General features: G+C 69.8%; 11 protein-coding genes. 8 read left to right on the forward strand and 3 right to left on the reverse strand.

The genetic code is table 11. The annotated features are described in order from the left end of the window. The first annotated feature begins 92 nt into the window (after window positions 1-92). Both RF647_RS05660 and RF647_RS05665 read left to right on the forward strand, forming a co-directional pair. On the forward strand, window positions 93-977 hold the full coding sequence (locus RF647_RS05660; protein WP_368810876.1) for a dihydrodipicolinate synthase family protein: 885 nt from the start codon (window positions 93-95) through the stop codon (window positions 975-977). Between the two features lie 112 nt (window positions 978-1,089). Next, window positions 1,090-2,277, forward strand: coding sequence for an MFS transporter (locus tag RF647_RS05665; RefSeq protein WP_368810877.1), 1,188 nt, complete (start codon window positions 1,090-1,092; stop codon window positions 2,275-2,277). Window positions 2,278-2,574: 297 nt separating this feature from the next. On the opposite strand, the gene RF647_RS05670 is transcribed toward RF647_RS05665, so the two are convergent. Continuing rightward, window positions 2,575-3,174, reverse strand: coding sequence for a dihydrofolate reductase family protein (locus RF647_RS05670; protein ID WP_368810878.1), 600 nt, complete (start codon window positions 3,172-3,174; stop codon window positions 2,575-2,577). Between the two features lie 417 nt (window positions 3,175-3,591). Between RF647_RS05670 and RF647_RS05675 the strand changes: the two genes are divergently transcribed. Then, window positions 3,592-4,368, forward strand: coding sequence for a hypothetical protein (locus tag RF647_RS05675; protein ID WP_368810879.1), 777 nt, complete (start codon window positions 3,592-3,594; stop codon window positions 4,366-4,368). Between the two features lie 62 nt (window positions 4,369-4,430). Beyond that, window positions 4,431-4,988, forward strand: a complete 558-nt coding sequence (locus tag RF647_RS05680) for a hypothetical protein (RefSeq protein ID WP_368810880.1) — start codon at window positions 4,431-4,433, stop codon at window positions 4,986-4,988. A gap of 803 nt (window positions 4,989-5,791) precedes the next feature. Here the strand turns inward: RF647_RS05680 and RF647_RS05685 are convergent. Together RF647_RS05685 and RF647_RS05690 are read right to left on the reverse strand one after the other, a co-directional pair. Beyond that, window positions 5,792-6,292, reverse strand: coding sequence for a DUF6010 family protein (locus tag RF647_RS05685; protein WP_368810881.1), 501 nt, complete (start codon window positions 6,290-6,292; stop codon window positions 5,792-5,794). Window positions 6,293-6,403: 111 nt separating this feature from the next. Beyond that, window positions 6,404-9,157 (reverse strand): AAA family ATPase, encoded by a 2,754-nt coding sequence (locus RF647_RS05690; RefSeq protein WP_368810882.1) that lies wholly within the window; start codon window positions 9,155-9,157, stop codon window positions 6,404-6,406. A 133-nt stretch (window positions 9,158-9,290) separates the two neighbouring features. On the opposite strand from RF647_RS05690, the gene RF647_RS05695 reads away from it, so the two are divergent. The 4 genes from RF647_RS05695 (at window position 9,291) to RF647_RS05710 (ending at window position 14,429) form a co-directional block, all read left to right on the forward strand. Beyond that, a complete protein-coding gene (locus RF647_RS05695; protein WP_368810883.1) occupies window positions 9,291-9,533 on the forward strand; it encodes a cation transporter in 243 nt (80 codons plus the stop codon). A gap of 50 nt (window positions 9,534-9,583) precedes the next feature. Beyond that, the gene (locus tag RF647_RS05700; RefSeq protein ID WP_368810884.1) at window positions 9,584-10,033 is read left to right on the forward strand and encodes a hypothetical protein; all 450 of its coding nucleotides are present in this window, start codon (window positions 9,584-9,586) and stop codon (window positions 10,031-10,033) included. 28 nt (window positions 10,034-10,061) lie between these two features. Then, window positions 10,062-13,337: a heavy metal translocating P-type ATPase gene (locus RF647_RS05705; RefSeq protein WP_368810885.1), complete on the forward strand. Its 3,276-nt coding sequence runs from the start codon at window positions 10,062-10,064 to the stop codon at window positions 13,335-13,337. Window positions 13,338-13,505: 168 nt separating this feature from the next. Beyond that, window positions 13,506-14,429 carry an ABC transporter ATP-binding protein gene (locus RF647_RS05710; protein WP_368810886.1) on the forward strand — a complete coding sequence of 308 codons (924 nt, stop codon included), beginning with the start codon at window positions 13,506-13,508 and terminating at the stop codon, window positions 14,427-14,429. Window positions 14,430-14,431 lie beyond the last annotated feature (2 nt).

A 14,431-nucleotide genomic window follows, 5' to 3' on the forward strand; every position in this document is an offset into this window, starting at 1 on the left:
ATCGGCTTGCCAGCATGGGTTCCATCCGATCGATGATTCCCCAGCATCGGTGGTGAAGGCACCACCGGGATTGAGCGAAAGTGAGAAGCCGCATGCTTGAAGGGCTCTGTGCCTTCCCCCTGACCCCGGTGTCCGAGGAAGGTGTCGACGAGGCGGCCCTGACCGGCCTGGTCGCCCGCCTGGCCACGGCGGAGGTGGACTCCATCGGGGTGCTGGGCTCGACCGGGCTCTACCCCTACCTGGACCGCGCCGAACGCTCCACGGTGCTGGAGATGGCGGTCGCCGCCGCTGCCGGGACGCCGGTGATCGCCGGGATCGGGGCGCTGCGCACCCGCGAGGTGCTCACCTATGCCCAGGACGCGCAGATGGCCGGTGCGGCCGGGTTGCTGCTGGCCCCGGTCTCCTATCACCGCCTCACGGAGGGGGAGGTCTACGGGCTCTATCGCGATGTCGCCTCCGCGACCTCCGTGCCGGTGATCGTCTACGACAACCCCGGCACCACCGGTTTCACGTTCACTGATGAGCTCTACACCCGCCTCGTCCAGCTGCCGAACATCACCGGGATCAAGAGCCCACCCCCTGCCGCAGAGGTGGCCGACCGGGTCACCACGCTCCGAGCGGGCCTGCCCGGCAGCGTCTCCGTGGGCATCAGCGGCGACTGGGTGGCCGCCGAGGCGCTGCTGGCCGGAGCCGACTGCTGGTACTCGGTGCTCGGCGGGGTGTTCCCCGCCACGGCCCAGGCGATCGTGGACGCCGCCGCCGCCGGTCACCGGGAGCAGGCTCAAGTGCTGTCCCAGGCCCTGGAGCCGATCTGGGCGCTGTTCCGGCGCCACGGCAGCCTGCGTGCGGTGGCCGCCATCGCCGAAACCTTCGGATGGGCACAGTCCCCGAGTCTGCCCCTGCCGCTGCTCGGGCTGTCCCCACAGGGCCGTGCCGAGCTCCAAGCGGCCCTGCAGACCACCGGACTGGCCGGGTGAGGACGTGTACCGCCACGATTCGTCCGCCTTCGGGCCCGTCCCGCCGTCCCCACCCGAGACGCCGCCCGCACAGCGTGCCCGGTCGCAGAGCACCACGGCCCGCCCGGGTTCAGTGACAACACCTGCTTCCAGGGGCCTGCCTCGCTACGTCGTGGCGGCGACCCTGGCGCGCACCGCCGACGGGGGAGCGGTGCTGGCCATCGTGCTGCTCGTAACCATCAGCGGGGCGCCGGGCTGGCTGGCCGGTCTGCTGGCTGCTGCCATCACCGCCCCGCACCTGCTGGGCCCGTTCATCGCCCGCCGCCTGGACACCGCCCACGACGGGCGCACCGTCATCGCCGGGGCCTGCCTCCTCCACGGGGCCACCCTGGCCGCGGCCGTGCTGCTCTACCCGCTCACCAGCCCCATCGTCCCCGGACTCCTGCTGATCGCCTCCGGGCTGGTCGGGCCGCTGCTCACCGGGGGAATCAGCAGTCGCCTGCCCGCCATCGCCGGCCCGGACCGGCTCCATCAGCGCCGGGCACAGGGCTGGGACGTGGCCACCTACGGCATCGCCGGAACCATCGGCCCCAGCCTCGTCGCGGCGGTCTCGGCTTGGGCCGACCCTGCTGTTGCCGGGCTCGTGCTCGCCGTTGCCACCTTCGCGGCCGCAGGCTTCGTGCGGCTGCTGCCCTACGCCCCGCCGGCCGCACACCCGGGCGAGGTCCCCTCGCCCGGACGCACCCTGAGGATGATGGCGGCCTTCGGCCCGCTGCGCCGTACGCTCTACCTGACGATGGTCGTCGCGCTGTCCGTGGCCGCGCTGCCCATCGCGGCGGTCGCCTCCACCGGACACCTGCACATCGATCCCGCCGCCGCCGGGCTGCTCACCGCCGCCTACGGGCTGGGCGGCCTCGCCGGATCCGTCGGGGTGATGGTGCGCCCCTTCACAACGGACGCGGACCGACTCATGACCTGGCTGGCGGTGGCTGTGGCCACCGCCCTGATCGGCGCCACCCTGGCCCACACCTTCACCCTTGCCCTGGTCACCTACGCGGTGGCCGGCATCCTCAACTCCTACTTCTTCGCCGCCACCCTGGCCGCGCGCAGCGAGTACGCCCCGCGCCAAGCCCGCGGCCAGGTGTTCGTGTGGATCGGCGCGCTGAAGATCACCGCGGGCTCCGCCGGCACCGCCCTGGCCGGGGTCCTCGTCACCGGCGCCGCACAGCTGCCCCTGGCCCTGGCCGCGACCCTCATCACCGTCGCCGTAGCAGCCTCAACGATCGACCGTCGCATCGGGCGCCCCTCAGCGACAACCTGAGCGATGAAGCCGCCCCCGCCCGATCGTGCTTGTGTTGGGCGAAGTGCCTCTCACCAACCGTCGCGCACCTATCCATCGACCCACGGGTGGTTCTGAGCAGAGGTCGACGGACATGGTCAGGCACAGCACTGCTCTACATATGGCCGGTTAGCGGCGGAGGGACTGTTGCAGCACGGGTTCCGCTGATGCCCATGGTGAGGTTCGTGTAGGCCTACATTATTGGGCGGAGCCGGGATCTGGCCACCATTCAGTTCGCCTTCGGGTGAGGCAGGGACACTGCCTGCTGTGATGGAGCGGTCACGTACTTGCGGGGCGGTAGCGCAGCAGGACGTTGCCTGAGCCGGGAAACGCTCGGGCCTCCATCAAGGACAGCTCGATGGGGCACAGGAACAAAGGCTGGCCGGCAGCAAGGGCCACGGGGCTGACGGTCAGATGCAGCTCATCGATCAGTCCCTGGGTCAGCAGGCCGTTCCACATGAGGCGACTGGCGAAGACGATGATGTCTCCGGTGCCGTTGCGCTGCTCGTGGGCCAGCCACTGGCCCACGTCACCGCGGCCGATGACGGTGGTGGTGGCCGCCCACGGGTGGGCCGCGGGCACCTCCAAGGAGTCGGAGACGACGACCTTGGGGATGGAGTTGTAGATGCGGCTGATCTCTCGGTTGTCTTGGCTCAGGGCCCGGTTGGTCGCCTCCTGTGGGGCGTCGGCGACGAAGGGCCAGTAGCCGCCGAAGCCTTCGAAGGAGGTGCGGCCCAGCAACACGGTCCCGGCCGAGCGGAGGCGCTCGAGGTTGTAGGCGTCGAAGGCCTGGTCCATGGTGAGCACCACCGGGTTGCCGTTCTCATCGGCGTAGAACCCGTCGAGGGAAACGATGTTGTTGACGATGAGGCTGCGCATGGGTGGCTCCTCGATCCTGGGCTCGTGCGGAACAACAACCGGTCACGGCGCCCGGCGGATCCATCCGCCGGTGCCTGTCCCCGGGGTCGTGCATCTGGCGAGTCCTATGGCATGTATGGCCTTCTCCACGGGTTCCGCCTGTGCGCTGAGGGTAGGCGCGATTGTGGTGCTCGGTATAGCCCCGCAGCGTTGGGGTCGAGCCAGAGGAGTCATTCACATGACGGATCCTCGGTGATGGGGCTCTGGCGGGCTATCGCGCGGGGAGGCTCTGGCGACAGCTTCCGAAGTCCTTCTGGGCCTGGTGTCTGCGGTGCGGCATTGCAGTAGGGGTTCCTCGAAGGTGGTGTTGTTCTTCGGTGCGGTTGATTGATCCCAAGGGTCCGTGGCGCAGGGCTGGGGTGTGCTCTACTCGGTGGCGTGAGCAGCGAGTCCTTGCCCGGCACCCCTACTGCGGTGGACTTCCGCGCTCTGGCGTCCAGCTCGCCGTGGCGGTTCACCACTGTGCACCTTACCCACCGGTGCCAGCAGGACAACGGGAGCACTCCGATCGGCGGTCCGGTCGAGGTCTGGCTCGACCGGGGTACTGGACGGCTGACCGTGCGCTCCGGCGCATGGGTCGAGACGGCCGAGGGCGTGCCCTACGGAACAGCCGTCAGCTTGGTGAGCTGCAACGACCACGACCACGACGGCGGTGGCGCGGTGTGCGATGTCCGGCCGTCCTCGGACGCGGGGGTCGTTCTGCGTCCGGACGGGCTGGTCACCCGGCGCCCGGAAGGGTCGCACTACGACCACGGCGATCCGATGTGGCGTGACTACCAGTTCACGGCCATGCTCGATCCGGCAGAGCTCAGCCAGGGGGTGGAGGTCAGTGATGTCGCGGCCACTGTGCTGCGGGGCCGTCCCACGTGGTCGGCGACCTGCCGGCCGCTGCTCGAAGACGACGAGGAATGGGGCGGCGGCTACGACCCGAGGTGCGGTTGCTGCCCGCTGTTGCTCAGCCCCGCCAGCCTGATCTCTGAGTACGGCCCCGAGGATCCGGTTCTCATCACAGGTGAGGTCCCGACTGTGTATTGCGTGCATCTGGACGTGCAGACGGGCATCGTCGTGGACATCACCGCGCTGGACGGCATCGGGGGCAGCAGCCTCACCAACGAGATCCACGCCGTCGACGAACCCCTCGATCCACCGCTGTGAGGAATCAGGACCGTCCGCGCCGGGTGCTCTGCCCGTGGTGCTCCGATCGGTAGGGTCCAGACATGAGTGAGCCCACGGCCCCCGCGCCAGACGGTCCTGCCCCGCGGGTCGAGACCGTCCCGGCGCCCACACTCGCACGGGTGGTGGTGCGGGCCATGCCTGCCGCCGCAGTCCTGGCGATAGCGATGCCAGCGGCGCTGTGGTGGTCGTCGACCACGCCCGCCGTGCTGGACACACCGTGGTGGGTGGCGTTGCTCATCGGCCTCGTCGTGCTGTTCCATGTGCTGGCCCCTCTGGCGCGAGCCCCGCGGCCCGGCCTGCTGCAGGTGCCTGCACAGCAGCTTCGGTCCGCGCTGGTGTCGGCATCTGGGGACGGTGCGGTGCCGACGGATCCGCAGGTGCGCACCGCGGCCGGGGTCACGGCCTGCCAGCGTGTCGAGGCCGCGGTCTACGCTGTGGCCGCCACGGTCGGCATGGCCTTGGCCTGGCTCCTGGTGGCGGAGCCGTCCTGGGTGTGGTGGATACTCGGCCTCGCAGGCCTCGCCGTGATCAGCCTCCTCCGGGCCCGGCACTGCTGGGCCTACCTGCGCGTGTTGCGCTGCGCCGACCGCACCGGCTGAACACCCACCCGCCGCACGAGAGCCACCGACAATCCCCTCCGGGCCAGGACGTTGCTATAGGGGTTGCGTTTCGCGCTATGCCGGTTGCCGCCGGACAGCTCAGTGTGGACCCGGGTGGGGTGGAGCAGCCTGGTTTTGTGTTGTCGGGGCGGATGTGTCTTCCATGAGCTCGGCCAAGGGGGAGTTCGCGGAGCTGACGCGCAGACCTTGGCGGAAGTCGCTGTACAGATCCGTCCAGGCACATCGGGTGATCATTGTGCGTTCATGTGCCAGGCGCGATCTCCGGCCGATGCCGATGAACATGGCCACGGGGATCCAGAAGACGACCATTGGGTAGAGCAGGTCCAGGAGCAGTGTCGATGATGTCATGGCAGGTGTTTCCTTTCGTGTGGGAGCCTGCGCAAGAGGCTCGTCTGCGGCATGGTCAGTCGGCACAGAACATGCTGGCTTCTGCCGAGTAACTGCGGAGTGGAGACGATGGGTTAGGGTGCTGGGTCTCGGTGGTGGAGTCGCGGCCGTCCCCATCGATGGCTTTGATGGTCGTCAATGTCATGGCGGCTGTGGCTCAGATGGAATGGTGGTCGAGCGGGGTCGGATCACCGACTCGATGGCCAAGCGCCGGGTGGCTGGCAAAGACCTCCGTGGGAGGCGCCCTGTCTTCACCGTCTTCCTGTTCCATGCTGCGGTGCTGTTGCTCGAGGTTGGGTAGCTGGTCACTCAGGTCGCTCGGCGCCTTGGGATGTCGCGGGCTCTGCTGCATCGGTGGATGCGAGCACGTCCACAACTGACGGTTTGAGGTCTCCCTAGTGTGTGGGGTGGTGCTGCAGGCGTCGCTGGTGTGCGGGCATCGTCACCGGACGGCGTTGGAACCGGGTTGCGCCAGTGGCGGTGTAGGCGATGACGACGTAGAGGGCCACTACCCAGTCATAGGTCAGACACGAGACGGCGTAGGCCTCTGGAGCGAAGGCGTGTCCGGGGCCCCACAGGTGCAGGGGGATGTCCCAGAAGGGGTGGAGGGCCCAGCCGGCGGCGAGCCAGTACGGGGAGCGGCGCAGGCCCAGCACGGCGAAGGTGGCGAGGATTCCGGCTTGGGCGAGTTCGAGGGCCACCCAGCCGGGGCCGGCTCCGGCGGTGATGGCGAAGCCGACGTAGAACCCTCCGGCGGCCACCAGGACGAGAGCGAGCAGCACCCTGCCGATGATTTCTCGAAGGTAGCGGGAGAGCAGGAACGCCACGAGGGCCAGGATTGCGCCGTTGATGGCTCCACCCAGCAGGTAGTTGGCCGGCATCGCTGTGGTTTCCATGATTGGGTCCTTCCTGTGCGGTGGTGCCCCTCCGGTCGGGTGGCCCGGCCGGTGTCTCAGGGGCCATGGCATCAGGGTAGGAAGGGGCCGGTGGGGCTCGCACCGGTGAAATCACCGGGGTCGGGAAGCGCCGGACGAGCGAGCTCCCGCATCGAGGGGGTGGCGTATGAGTTCGGCCCGGCTGGAGACGCCGAGCTTGGCGTAGATGTTGCGCAGGTGGAAGTCGATGGTGCGGGGGCTGAGGAACAGGTGGGCGGCTGCCTCCCGGTTGGTCATGCCCTCCTGGACGAGGGTGGCGACCTGGATCTCCTGCGGGGTGAGCGCCACCGCGGTGGAGGGGTCGCGCCGACGGGCCGTGCGCCCAGAGGCACGCAGCTCCTGGGCGGCGCGTTCTTCCCAACGGCGGGCCCCGAGATCGGTGAAGGTCTCCAGGGCGGCCTGCAGCCGGGGGCGGGCATCGACCCTGCGGCGTGCCCGCCGCAGGAACTCGCCGTAGGCCAGCTGGGTGCGGGCGCGATCGAACACGCGCGGGGAGTTCTGATGGTGTTCCAGGGCGGCGCGGTAGTAGCTTTCGGCTTCCGGTCCGTCGGTGAGCAGTGCCCGGCCGTGAAGTGCGGCGGCGGACGCCCAAGCAGTGCCGGTCGCTTCGGCGAACTTCTCCACGTCTTCGACCCAGGTGCGCGCCTGGCCCAGGTGCCCTGCGCGCACGGTGGTCTCGACCCGATCGATGGTTGCCTGGCGGCAAATGATCGGGAGCCTCAGCTCGGCCAGGTGGTAGTGCGCAGATGCCGGGTCCTCGCCGGCGACGGCCCTGCCCCAGTGGAGCAGGTCGTGCACGATCCCGGTGACAATGCCCGTCGGATGATGCTGGACGATCTGCTCGGTGGCGGCCAGGTGCTGCAGGTGCGACTCCTCGCCCCGGAGAGCGTCCAGCAGGGCGAGCAGGGCGTGTGGAAGCGCCGTGAGGCCGGGTTGGCCGATGCCCTGAGCAAGGTGCAGGGCTTCGGTGGCCCCTGCGCGGGCGGTTGCCCAGTCGCCGACGGCGATGTCGGTGAGGTTCCGCCGGGTGAGGGCGTAGAGCACCATCACCAAGGCGCCGGTGGAGCGGGCTCTGGAGAGCAACAGGTCGTGGTAGTGGCGGGCGGCGTGGTCATCGCCCAGGTGCAGGGCGGCGATGCCGAGGTTGGGCAACAGGTCCTGGTCGATGCCCTCCAGCGTGACTTTGTCGGCGAAAGCTGCGCGCAGGGCCGGGGCGCCCTGTTCGATGTCGCCGCGGGCGATGTGGTCCAGGCCCACGAGCAGGTGCCAGAAGCAGTGCACGCGGGCGGGGGCCGTGGTGGGAGGTTCCGCGATGAGTGTGGTGGGGCGGATGTCGATCCCGGAGTCCCCGCCGAAGGAGGCCACGGCGGCGGCGAACATCCCCATCTCCAGGGCCCGGGTGGGATCGGCCCCGGCGACATCCTGGGCTCCTTGCAGGATCATGTGGTGCCCCAGTTGCACCGAGCCGGTGTTCCACTCGATCCGGGCCCGGCGGCGCACGGCATCGGCGCGTAGACCCGGGTTCTGGGTGATGGCAGCCACCATTTCGTTCAGTGTTCTGGCGCGGGTGATCTGCCCGGCCAGATAGGCGCTCTGGGCGGCCTCGTACAGCAGCTCGGCACGGTGTTCGGCCGTTGTGGTCAGCTCCGCGGCCCGTTCCCAGGCCGCACTGGCGGCTTCGTGCCCGCCACGGGAACGGGATCGGTGGGCCACCTCGTCGAGCTGGGCGGCCACGTCAGGGTCCGGTCCTTGCGCGGCGGCGGCCAGGTGCCACACCCGCCGCTCGGAGGCGTCCTCGCCCGTCAGGGCGTCGGCCAGAGCTTGGTGCACCCGGCGGCGGCGGTAGTCGGTGGCAGCACCGTAGACGGCGGAACGGACCAGGGGATGGCGCAGCTCCAGATGCCCTCCCACGATCCGCAGCAACCCCGAGGCCTCGACGGCGTCCAACGACTCGTCGCCGGCGCCTAGGGCCCGCGCTGCCCGGCACACGGTCCTCAGTCGACCCGTATCGTCCGCTGCGGCGACCAGTAGAAATGTCTGCGCGGTCTCGGGCAGGCGGCGGCACCGGTCCAGGAACGCCCGTTCCACCCCGGTGGTCAACGGCACCGGGTGGGGCAATCGGGATGTGCCGGCCAATTGTTCCGGGGCCAAGGACCGGGCCAGTTCCACCAGGGCCAGCGGATTGCCGCCCGTACTGACCATGAGCTCTCGGACCACGTCGGCGGGCACGGCAGTTCCCGACTGCCGCTCGAGCAGCTCAGCAGCGTCCGTGGTGTCGAGTCCAGCGAGGTTCAGCTCGGGGAGATCTCCGCTGTCGAAGCGGCGCTCGTCCCCGTCTCGGGCGCCGAACAGCAGCGCGACGCGTTCAGCGTCCAGCCGGCGGGCCACGAACAGCAGCGCGGCCGCCGACACGTCGTCCAGCCACTGGGCATCGTCGACCACGGCCAGCACAGGGGAGTGTTCAGCGGCTTCGGCCAGAAGGCTCAGTACGGCCAGAAAGACCAGGAACCGGTCCACGCCCTCAGCGGTGATCTCCCCGAACGCCGCCCGCAGAGCGTGGGCCTGTGGGGCCGGCAACCTTCCGATGTGCGCGAGCAGCGGGCGCAGCAGACGGTGCAGGGCGGCGAACGCCAAAGGGGATTCGGACTCCACCCCCCGGGTGCGCAGCACCTTCACCCCGTGCGTGCGGGCGGCGGCGTCCTCGAGCAGCACGGACTTGCCGACCCCCGGCAGACCACGCACGACCAGGGCTCCACCGCGCGAGGCCTGGGCCTGCTCAACCAGGGCTGTGATGGCGGCGCGTTCCTGCTGTCGTCCCTGGATCACGGCGGCAGTCTACTGACGCGCCGGTCAGCGAACCCGGTGATTTCGCCGGTCCAAAGCACTGTGACAGGCGCGCATGCTCGATCCACCGGTCATCGATGACCGCGTTCCTGTTGGACTTCCTCGAGGAGATGCCATGACCGTCCCCGTTCCGCCCCGTTCCGCCACTGAGCACACGGTCCGCGCCACCTACCAGGTCGCCGGCATGTCCTGCGGGCACTGTCGCGCCGCCGTCATCGAGGAGATCGGCGCCCTGACCGGCGTCGGGGAGGTCGACGTCGAGCTGTCCACCGGGCACGTGACGGTCCTCAGCGACCGCCCCCTCGCCCGCGTCGCCGTCGCCGCCGCCCTGGAGGAGGCCGGGTGCACCCTCCTGTGACCCCGTCCCGCTGACCCTCATCGCCGCATTCACGTTCCGGAGGAAACGCCATGAGCACCACCCGCACCGCCACCGTCCTGGCCACCGCCCGAGACCGGCGTGCCCGGGCCTTCGCCCGCCACTACCTGGAGATGGTGATTGCCATGGTCGTGGGCATGATCGTCCTCGCCCCCGTCTGGTCCTGGGTCCTGGAGCGGATCGGTGCCACCGAGCTGTTCTCCCGCCCCGACTTGGCCGCCCTTGTGATGGTCACCGACATGACCATCGCCATGTCGGCCTGGATGCGTTTCCGCGGCCACGGCTGGGCGCCGATCGCCGAGATGGCCGCAGCAATGTATCTGCCCTTCATCATCCTGTTCGTGCCCCTGTGGGCCGGGCTCATTTCGGCGGCCACCCTGATGGTCGCCGGGCACCTGCTGATGCTGGTGGCCATGGCCGGGGTCATGCTGCTGCGCCCGCAGGAGTACACCCACGCCCACCACGCCGCACAGCAGGCCTGAGAAGACCTGCCCAGCTGAAGGAATGACCATGAGCACCCAGACCCAGACCCAGACCCAGACCCTGACCGAATGCACCATCGAGGTCGGCGGCATGACCTGCGCCTCCTGCGTGCGGCGCGTGGAGAAGGCCCTGACCAAGCTCGAAGGGGTCAGCGCTGCGCACGTGAACCTCGCCGCTGAGACCGCCACGGTCTCCTTCGACCCCGACACGGTGCAGCTGGAGGACCTCACCACCGCACTGGGCTCGGCCGGCTACACCGGCCGGCCACGAGAAACCGGCCGGCCACCGGCTACGAGCCCGACACCGGTACCACCCACCACCGTGTCACCGACCGCCACGGACGACCGCGAGACCAAGCAGGACGCCGATCTGACCGCCTTGCGGCGCAAGTGGCAGGTGGCCCTCACGACCGGACTGGGTCTGATGGTGCTGATGTACGTGCCGCTGCCCATCGACGCCATGGACTGGCTGATGCCAGGACTGCTGGTGGTGGCCACCGTCGTGCAGTTCTGGGCCGGGCGCGGCATCTACGCCGCCGCCTGGGCTGCGGCCCGCCACGGCACCACCACCATGAACACCCTGATCGCACTGGGCACCGGGGTCGCCTACGGATACAGCGCCTTCGTCACCCTGTGGCCCGGTGCCGCCGAATCCTGGGGCCTGCCCCTGCACGTGTACTACGAGACGTCCCTGGTCATCCTCGCCCTGATGCTGATGGGACGGTGGCTGGAAGCCCGAGCGAAGAAACGCACCGCCGCCGCGATCCGGGCACTGACCGACCTGGCACCGCCCACCGCCCGCGTGATCCGCGACGGCGTCGAGCTGGACGTGCCGGTGGAACACGTCGTGGTGGGTGAGCTGGTGCGGGTGCGTCCCGGGGAGAAGATCCCGGTCGACGGCACCGTCCTCGACGGCGCCTCGAGCGTGGACGAGAGCATGCTCACGGGCGAGAGCGTCCCGGTGGACAAAGCGGTCGGGGACACCGTCATCGGCGCCACCACCAATCGCACCGGCACCCTCGTGGTGACGGTCACCGCCGTGGGCGCGGACACCACCCTGGCCCAGATCGTGCGTCTCGTCGAAGAAGCCCAGGGCTCACAGGTCCCGATGCAACGGCTCGCCGACGCCGTCTCGGCCTGGTTCGTGCCCGCCGTCCTGATCATCGCCGCAGCGACCTTCATCGCTTGGGTCCTCTTCGGGCCTGAGGAGAACCACATGACCCTGGCCATCACCACCGCCATCGCGGTGCTGATCATCGCCTGCCCCTGCGCCCTGGGTCTGGCCACCCCCACCGCTGTCATGGTCGGCACGGGCAAGGCCGCTAAACTGGGCATCCTCATCGGCAACGGTGAAGCCCTCGAACAGGCCCGCCGGGTCAGTGCGATTGTGCTCGACAAGACCGGCACCATCACCACCGGCTGCCCGACGCTCACCGACATCTCCCCGGCCGGGGAATGGGCACCGGATGACATCCTGGCCCTGGTAGCGGCCGCCGAACTGGGCAGCGAGCACCCCCTCGGGGAAGCCCTCGTCGCCGCTGCCCGGGACCGCAGGCTGGAACTGCCGCCCGTGCAGACCTTCGAGGCTCTGCCCGGCCACGGTCTCCAAGCCGTCGTGGACGGTCACACGGTGCTGATCGGCAACCCGGCCCTGATGGCCGCCCACGGGGTGGACATCGCGAGCCTGGCCACGGCGGCCACCACAGCGGCCCGGACCGGGTCCACCCCGGTCTTCGCCGCCGTGGACGGACAGGCCGCCGGTTTGCTGGCTGTGGCCGACACCGTGCGCCCCGAGGCCGGCGAGGCTGTCGCTCAACTGAAGGCCCTCGGGCTTCAGGTGTGGATGGTCACCGGCGACAACGCCGACACCGCCAATTCAGTGGCCGCGGCTGTGGGCATCGACCACGTCTTGGCCGAGGTGCTGCCCGCCCAGAAGGCCGAGCGGATCGCGGCCCTGCAGGCCCAGGGCCACGTCGTGGCCATGGCCGGTGACGGCATCAACGACGCCCCGGCCCTGGCCCAGTCCGACCTGGGCATCGCCATCGGCACCGGCACCGACGTGGCCATCGCCGCCTCCGACATCACCCTGATCGGTGGCGACCTGAACGGTATCGTCTCGGCCATCGCCCTGTCCCGGCGCACGGTTGCCACGATCAAGCAGGGATTGTTCTGGGCATTCGCCTACAACGCCCTGCTCATCCCCGTCGCCGCCGGTGCCCTGTACCCGGCCACGGGGCTGCTGCTGGACCCCATCCTGGCCTCGGCCGCCATGGCCATGAGCTCGGTCAGCGTCATCACCAACGCCCTGCGCCTGCGCGGATTCACCCGCCCGGCCGGGGTGCAGGACATCCTGCACCCGCCGCTGCCCACCCGGGTGGGCCACTATGCCTACCTGACCGGCGTCGCCGGGCTCGCCCTGGTCATCGGGGCCGCCCTCACCGCGCTGAGCTACAGCGACCCCGCCCAGCGGGGCATGAACGGCGTGCTGGCCTGGGCACAGTCCACCGGCATGCCCATGCGCCCGGCCATGAGCACCATGATGACCACCGAAACCGACCCAGTCCCCGCCGACGAAGCGGAGGTCGACGTCCGCCTCGACATCCCCGGCGACGTCCGCCCCGGGCAACCCGCCCGGGTCCTGGTCAGCCTCACCGACGCCGCCACCGGGACACCGGTGGAGGACCTGGGCCAGAGCCACGAGGTCTGGATGCACCTGATCGTCACCCGGACGGACCTGGGCAGCTTCGCCCACCTGCACCCCGAACCCACCGGGGAACCCGGGCAGCTGGCCGTGGACGTGACCTTCCCGACCGCCGGCACCTACCGGCTGGACACCGAGTTCCGCCGCCCAGGCCAAATGACCGACGTCCGCGACACCCAGCAGATCGTCATCGACGGTACTGCCCCGGCTTCGGTGGACCTCGCTCCCAGCCCCAGGACCCAGACCGTCGACGGTGTGCGCGTCACCCTGACCGGCGACGCCCGAGTGGGACAGACCAGCGAACTGACCTTCGCCTTCGCCGACGCCGCCACCGGCCAACCCCTCGAGGACCTGCAGCCCTACCTCGCCGCCGCCGGCCACGTCGTCGTCATGGACGCCGCCGGTCACAGCTTCACCCACGAACACGCCGAGGTCGAGGACAAGAACGGCAACCCCGTCTTCGCCCTGCCCGGCCAGCAGTACGGACCCACCCTGGACGTGCACACCCACTTCGAAGAGCCAGGCCTCCACCAGCTGTGGGGACAGTTCCGCCTCGCCGACAGCCGCGTGCTCACCGTGCCCTTCACCGTCGAGGCCCGCTGACCACCACGCGGGCACGGGGCGAGGTGCCCAGCCTGCACCTCCCCGGACTGCCGTGAACGAAACCCGGTGGTTTCGCCGGTGCGACCCTCCGGGCCCGCGCCGGAACATGAAACCAAGCACGAACCCCAGATCCCCAGCCGATCCAGCGTCGCTTGAAAGGACACCCCGATGATCCAGGCACAGCACCTGACCAAACGCTACGGCGCCAAGACCGCCGTGGACGACATCTCCTTCACCGTCCACCCCGGGCGGGTCACCGGCTTCCTGGGACCCAACGGAGCCGGCAAGTCCACCACCATGCGCATGGTCCTGGGACTGGACCGACCCAGCACCGGGTCCGTCACCGTCAACGGCAAGGCCTACGCGCAGCACCGGGCCCCGGTGCACCAGGTCGGGGCCCTGCTCGACGCCAAGGCCGTGCATCCCAGCCGCAGCGCCTACGACCACCTGCGCGCGATGGCCGCCACCCACGGCATCCCCAAGACGAGAGTGCGGGAGGTCATCGACCTCACCGGGCTCAGCGCCGTGGCCGGCAAGCGGGTCGGCGGCTTCTCCCTGGGCATGGGACAGCGCCTGGGCATCGCCGCGGCCCTACTGGGGGACCCGCAGACGATCATCCTCGACGAGCCGGTCAACGGTTTGGACCCCGAAGGCGTGTTGTGGGTGCGCACCCTGACCCGGCAACTGGCTGCCGAGGGGCGCACCGTGTTCCTGTCCTCGCACCTGATGTCCGAGATGGCCCAGACCGCCGACCACCTCATCGTCATCGGGCGCGGCCGGCTCATTGCCGACGCCCCGATGCGCGAGATCCTCAACGGCGGTAGCCACGCCCGCATCCGGGTGCGCGCCGAGGAACCGGCCCGAATGGCGGACCTGCTCACCAGCGCCGGCGGGCAGGTGACGACCGGTGGCACCGACGCCCTCGAGGCGACAGGTTTGACCACCCGGCAGGTCGCCCGCATCGCCCTGGACCACCACGTGCTCGTCCACGAACTCGTCGCCCTGCAAGCCTCTCTGGAGGACGCCTACATGGAACTGACCAAGGACGACGTCGAATACCACTCCCTCGAACTCGTCACCGAAGGAAGATGACC

Origin of the sequence: Kocuria sp. CPCC 205263, assembly GCF_040981075.1 — a bacterium.
Taxonomy (GTDB): domain Bacteria; phylum Actinomycetota; class Actinomycetes; order Actinomycetales; family Micrococcaceae; genus Kocuria; species Kocuria rosea.

Bases quoted from the DNA above. Each gene is read 5' to 3' on its own strand.
- RF647_RS05660 (WP_368810876.1), top strand. From the start codon at position 93: ATGCTTGAAGGGCTCTGTGCCTTCCCCCTGACCCCGGTGTCCGAGGAA.
- RF647_RS05670 (WP_368810878.1), bottom strand. From the start codon at position 3,174: ATGCGCAGCCTCATCGTCAACAACATCGTTTCCCTCGACGGGTTCTAC.
- RF647_RS05680 (WP_368810880.1), top strand. From the start codon at position 4,431: ATGAGTGAGCCCACGGCCCCCGCGCCAGACGGTCCTGCCCCGCGGGTC.
- RF647_RS05685 (WP_368810881.1), bottom strand. From the start codon at position 6,292: ATGGAAACCACAGCGATGCCGGCCAACTACCTGCTGGGTGGAGCCATC.
- RF647_RS05695 (WP_368810883.1), top strand. From the start codon at position 9,291: ATGACCGTCCCCGTTCCGCCCCGTTCCGCCACTGAGCACACGGTCCGC.
- RF647_RS05700 (WP_368810884.1), top strand. From the start codon at position 9,584: ATGAGCACCACCCGCACCGCCACCGTCCTGGCCACCGCCCGAGACCGG.
- RF647_RS05705 (WP_368810885.1), top strand. From the start codon at position 10,062: ATGAGCACCCAGACCCAGACCCAGACCCAGACCCTGACCGAATGCACC.
- RF647_RS05710 (WP_368810886.1), top strand. From the start codon at position 13,506: ATGATCCAGGCACAGCACCTGACCAAACGCTACGGCGCCAAGACCGCC.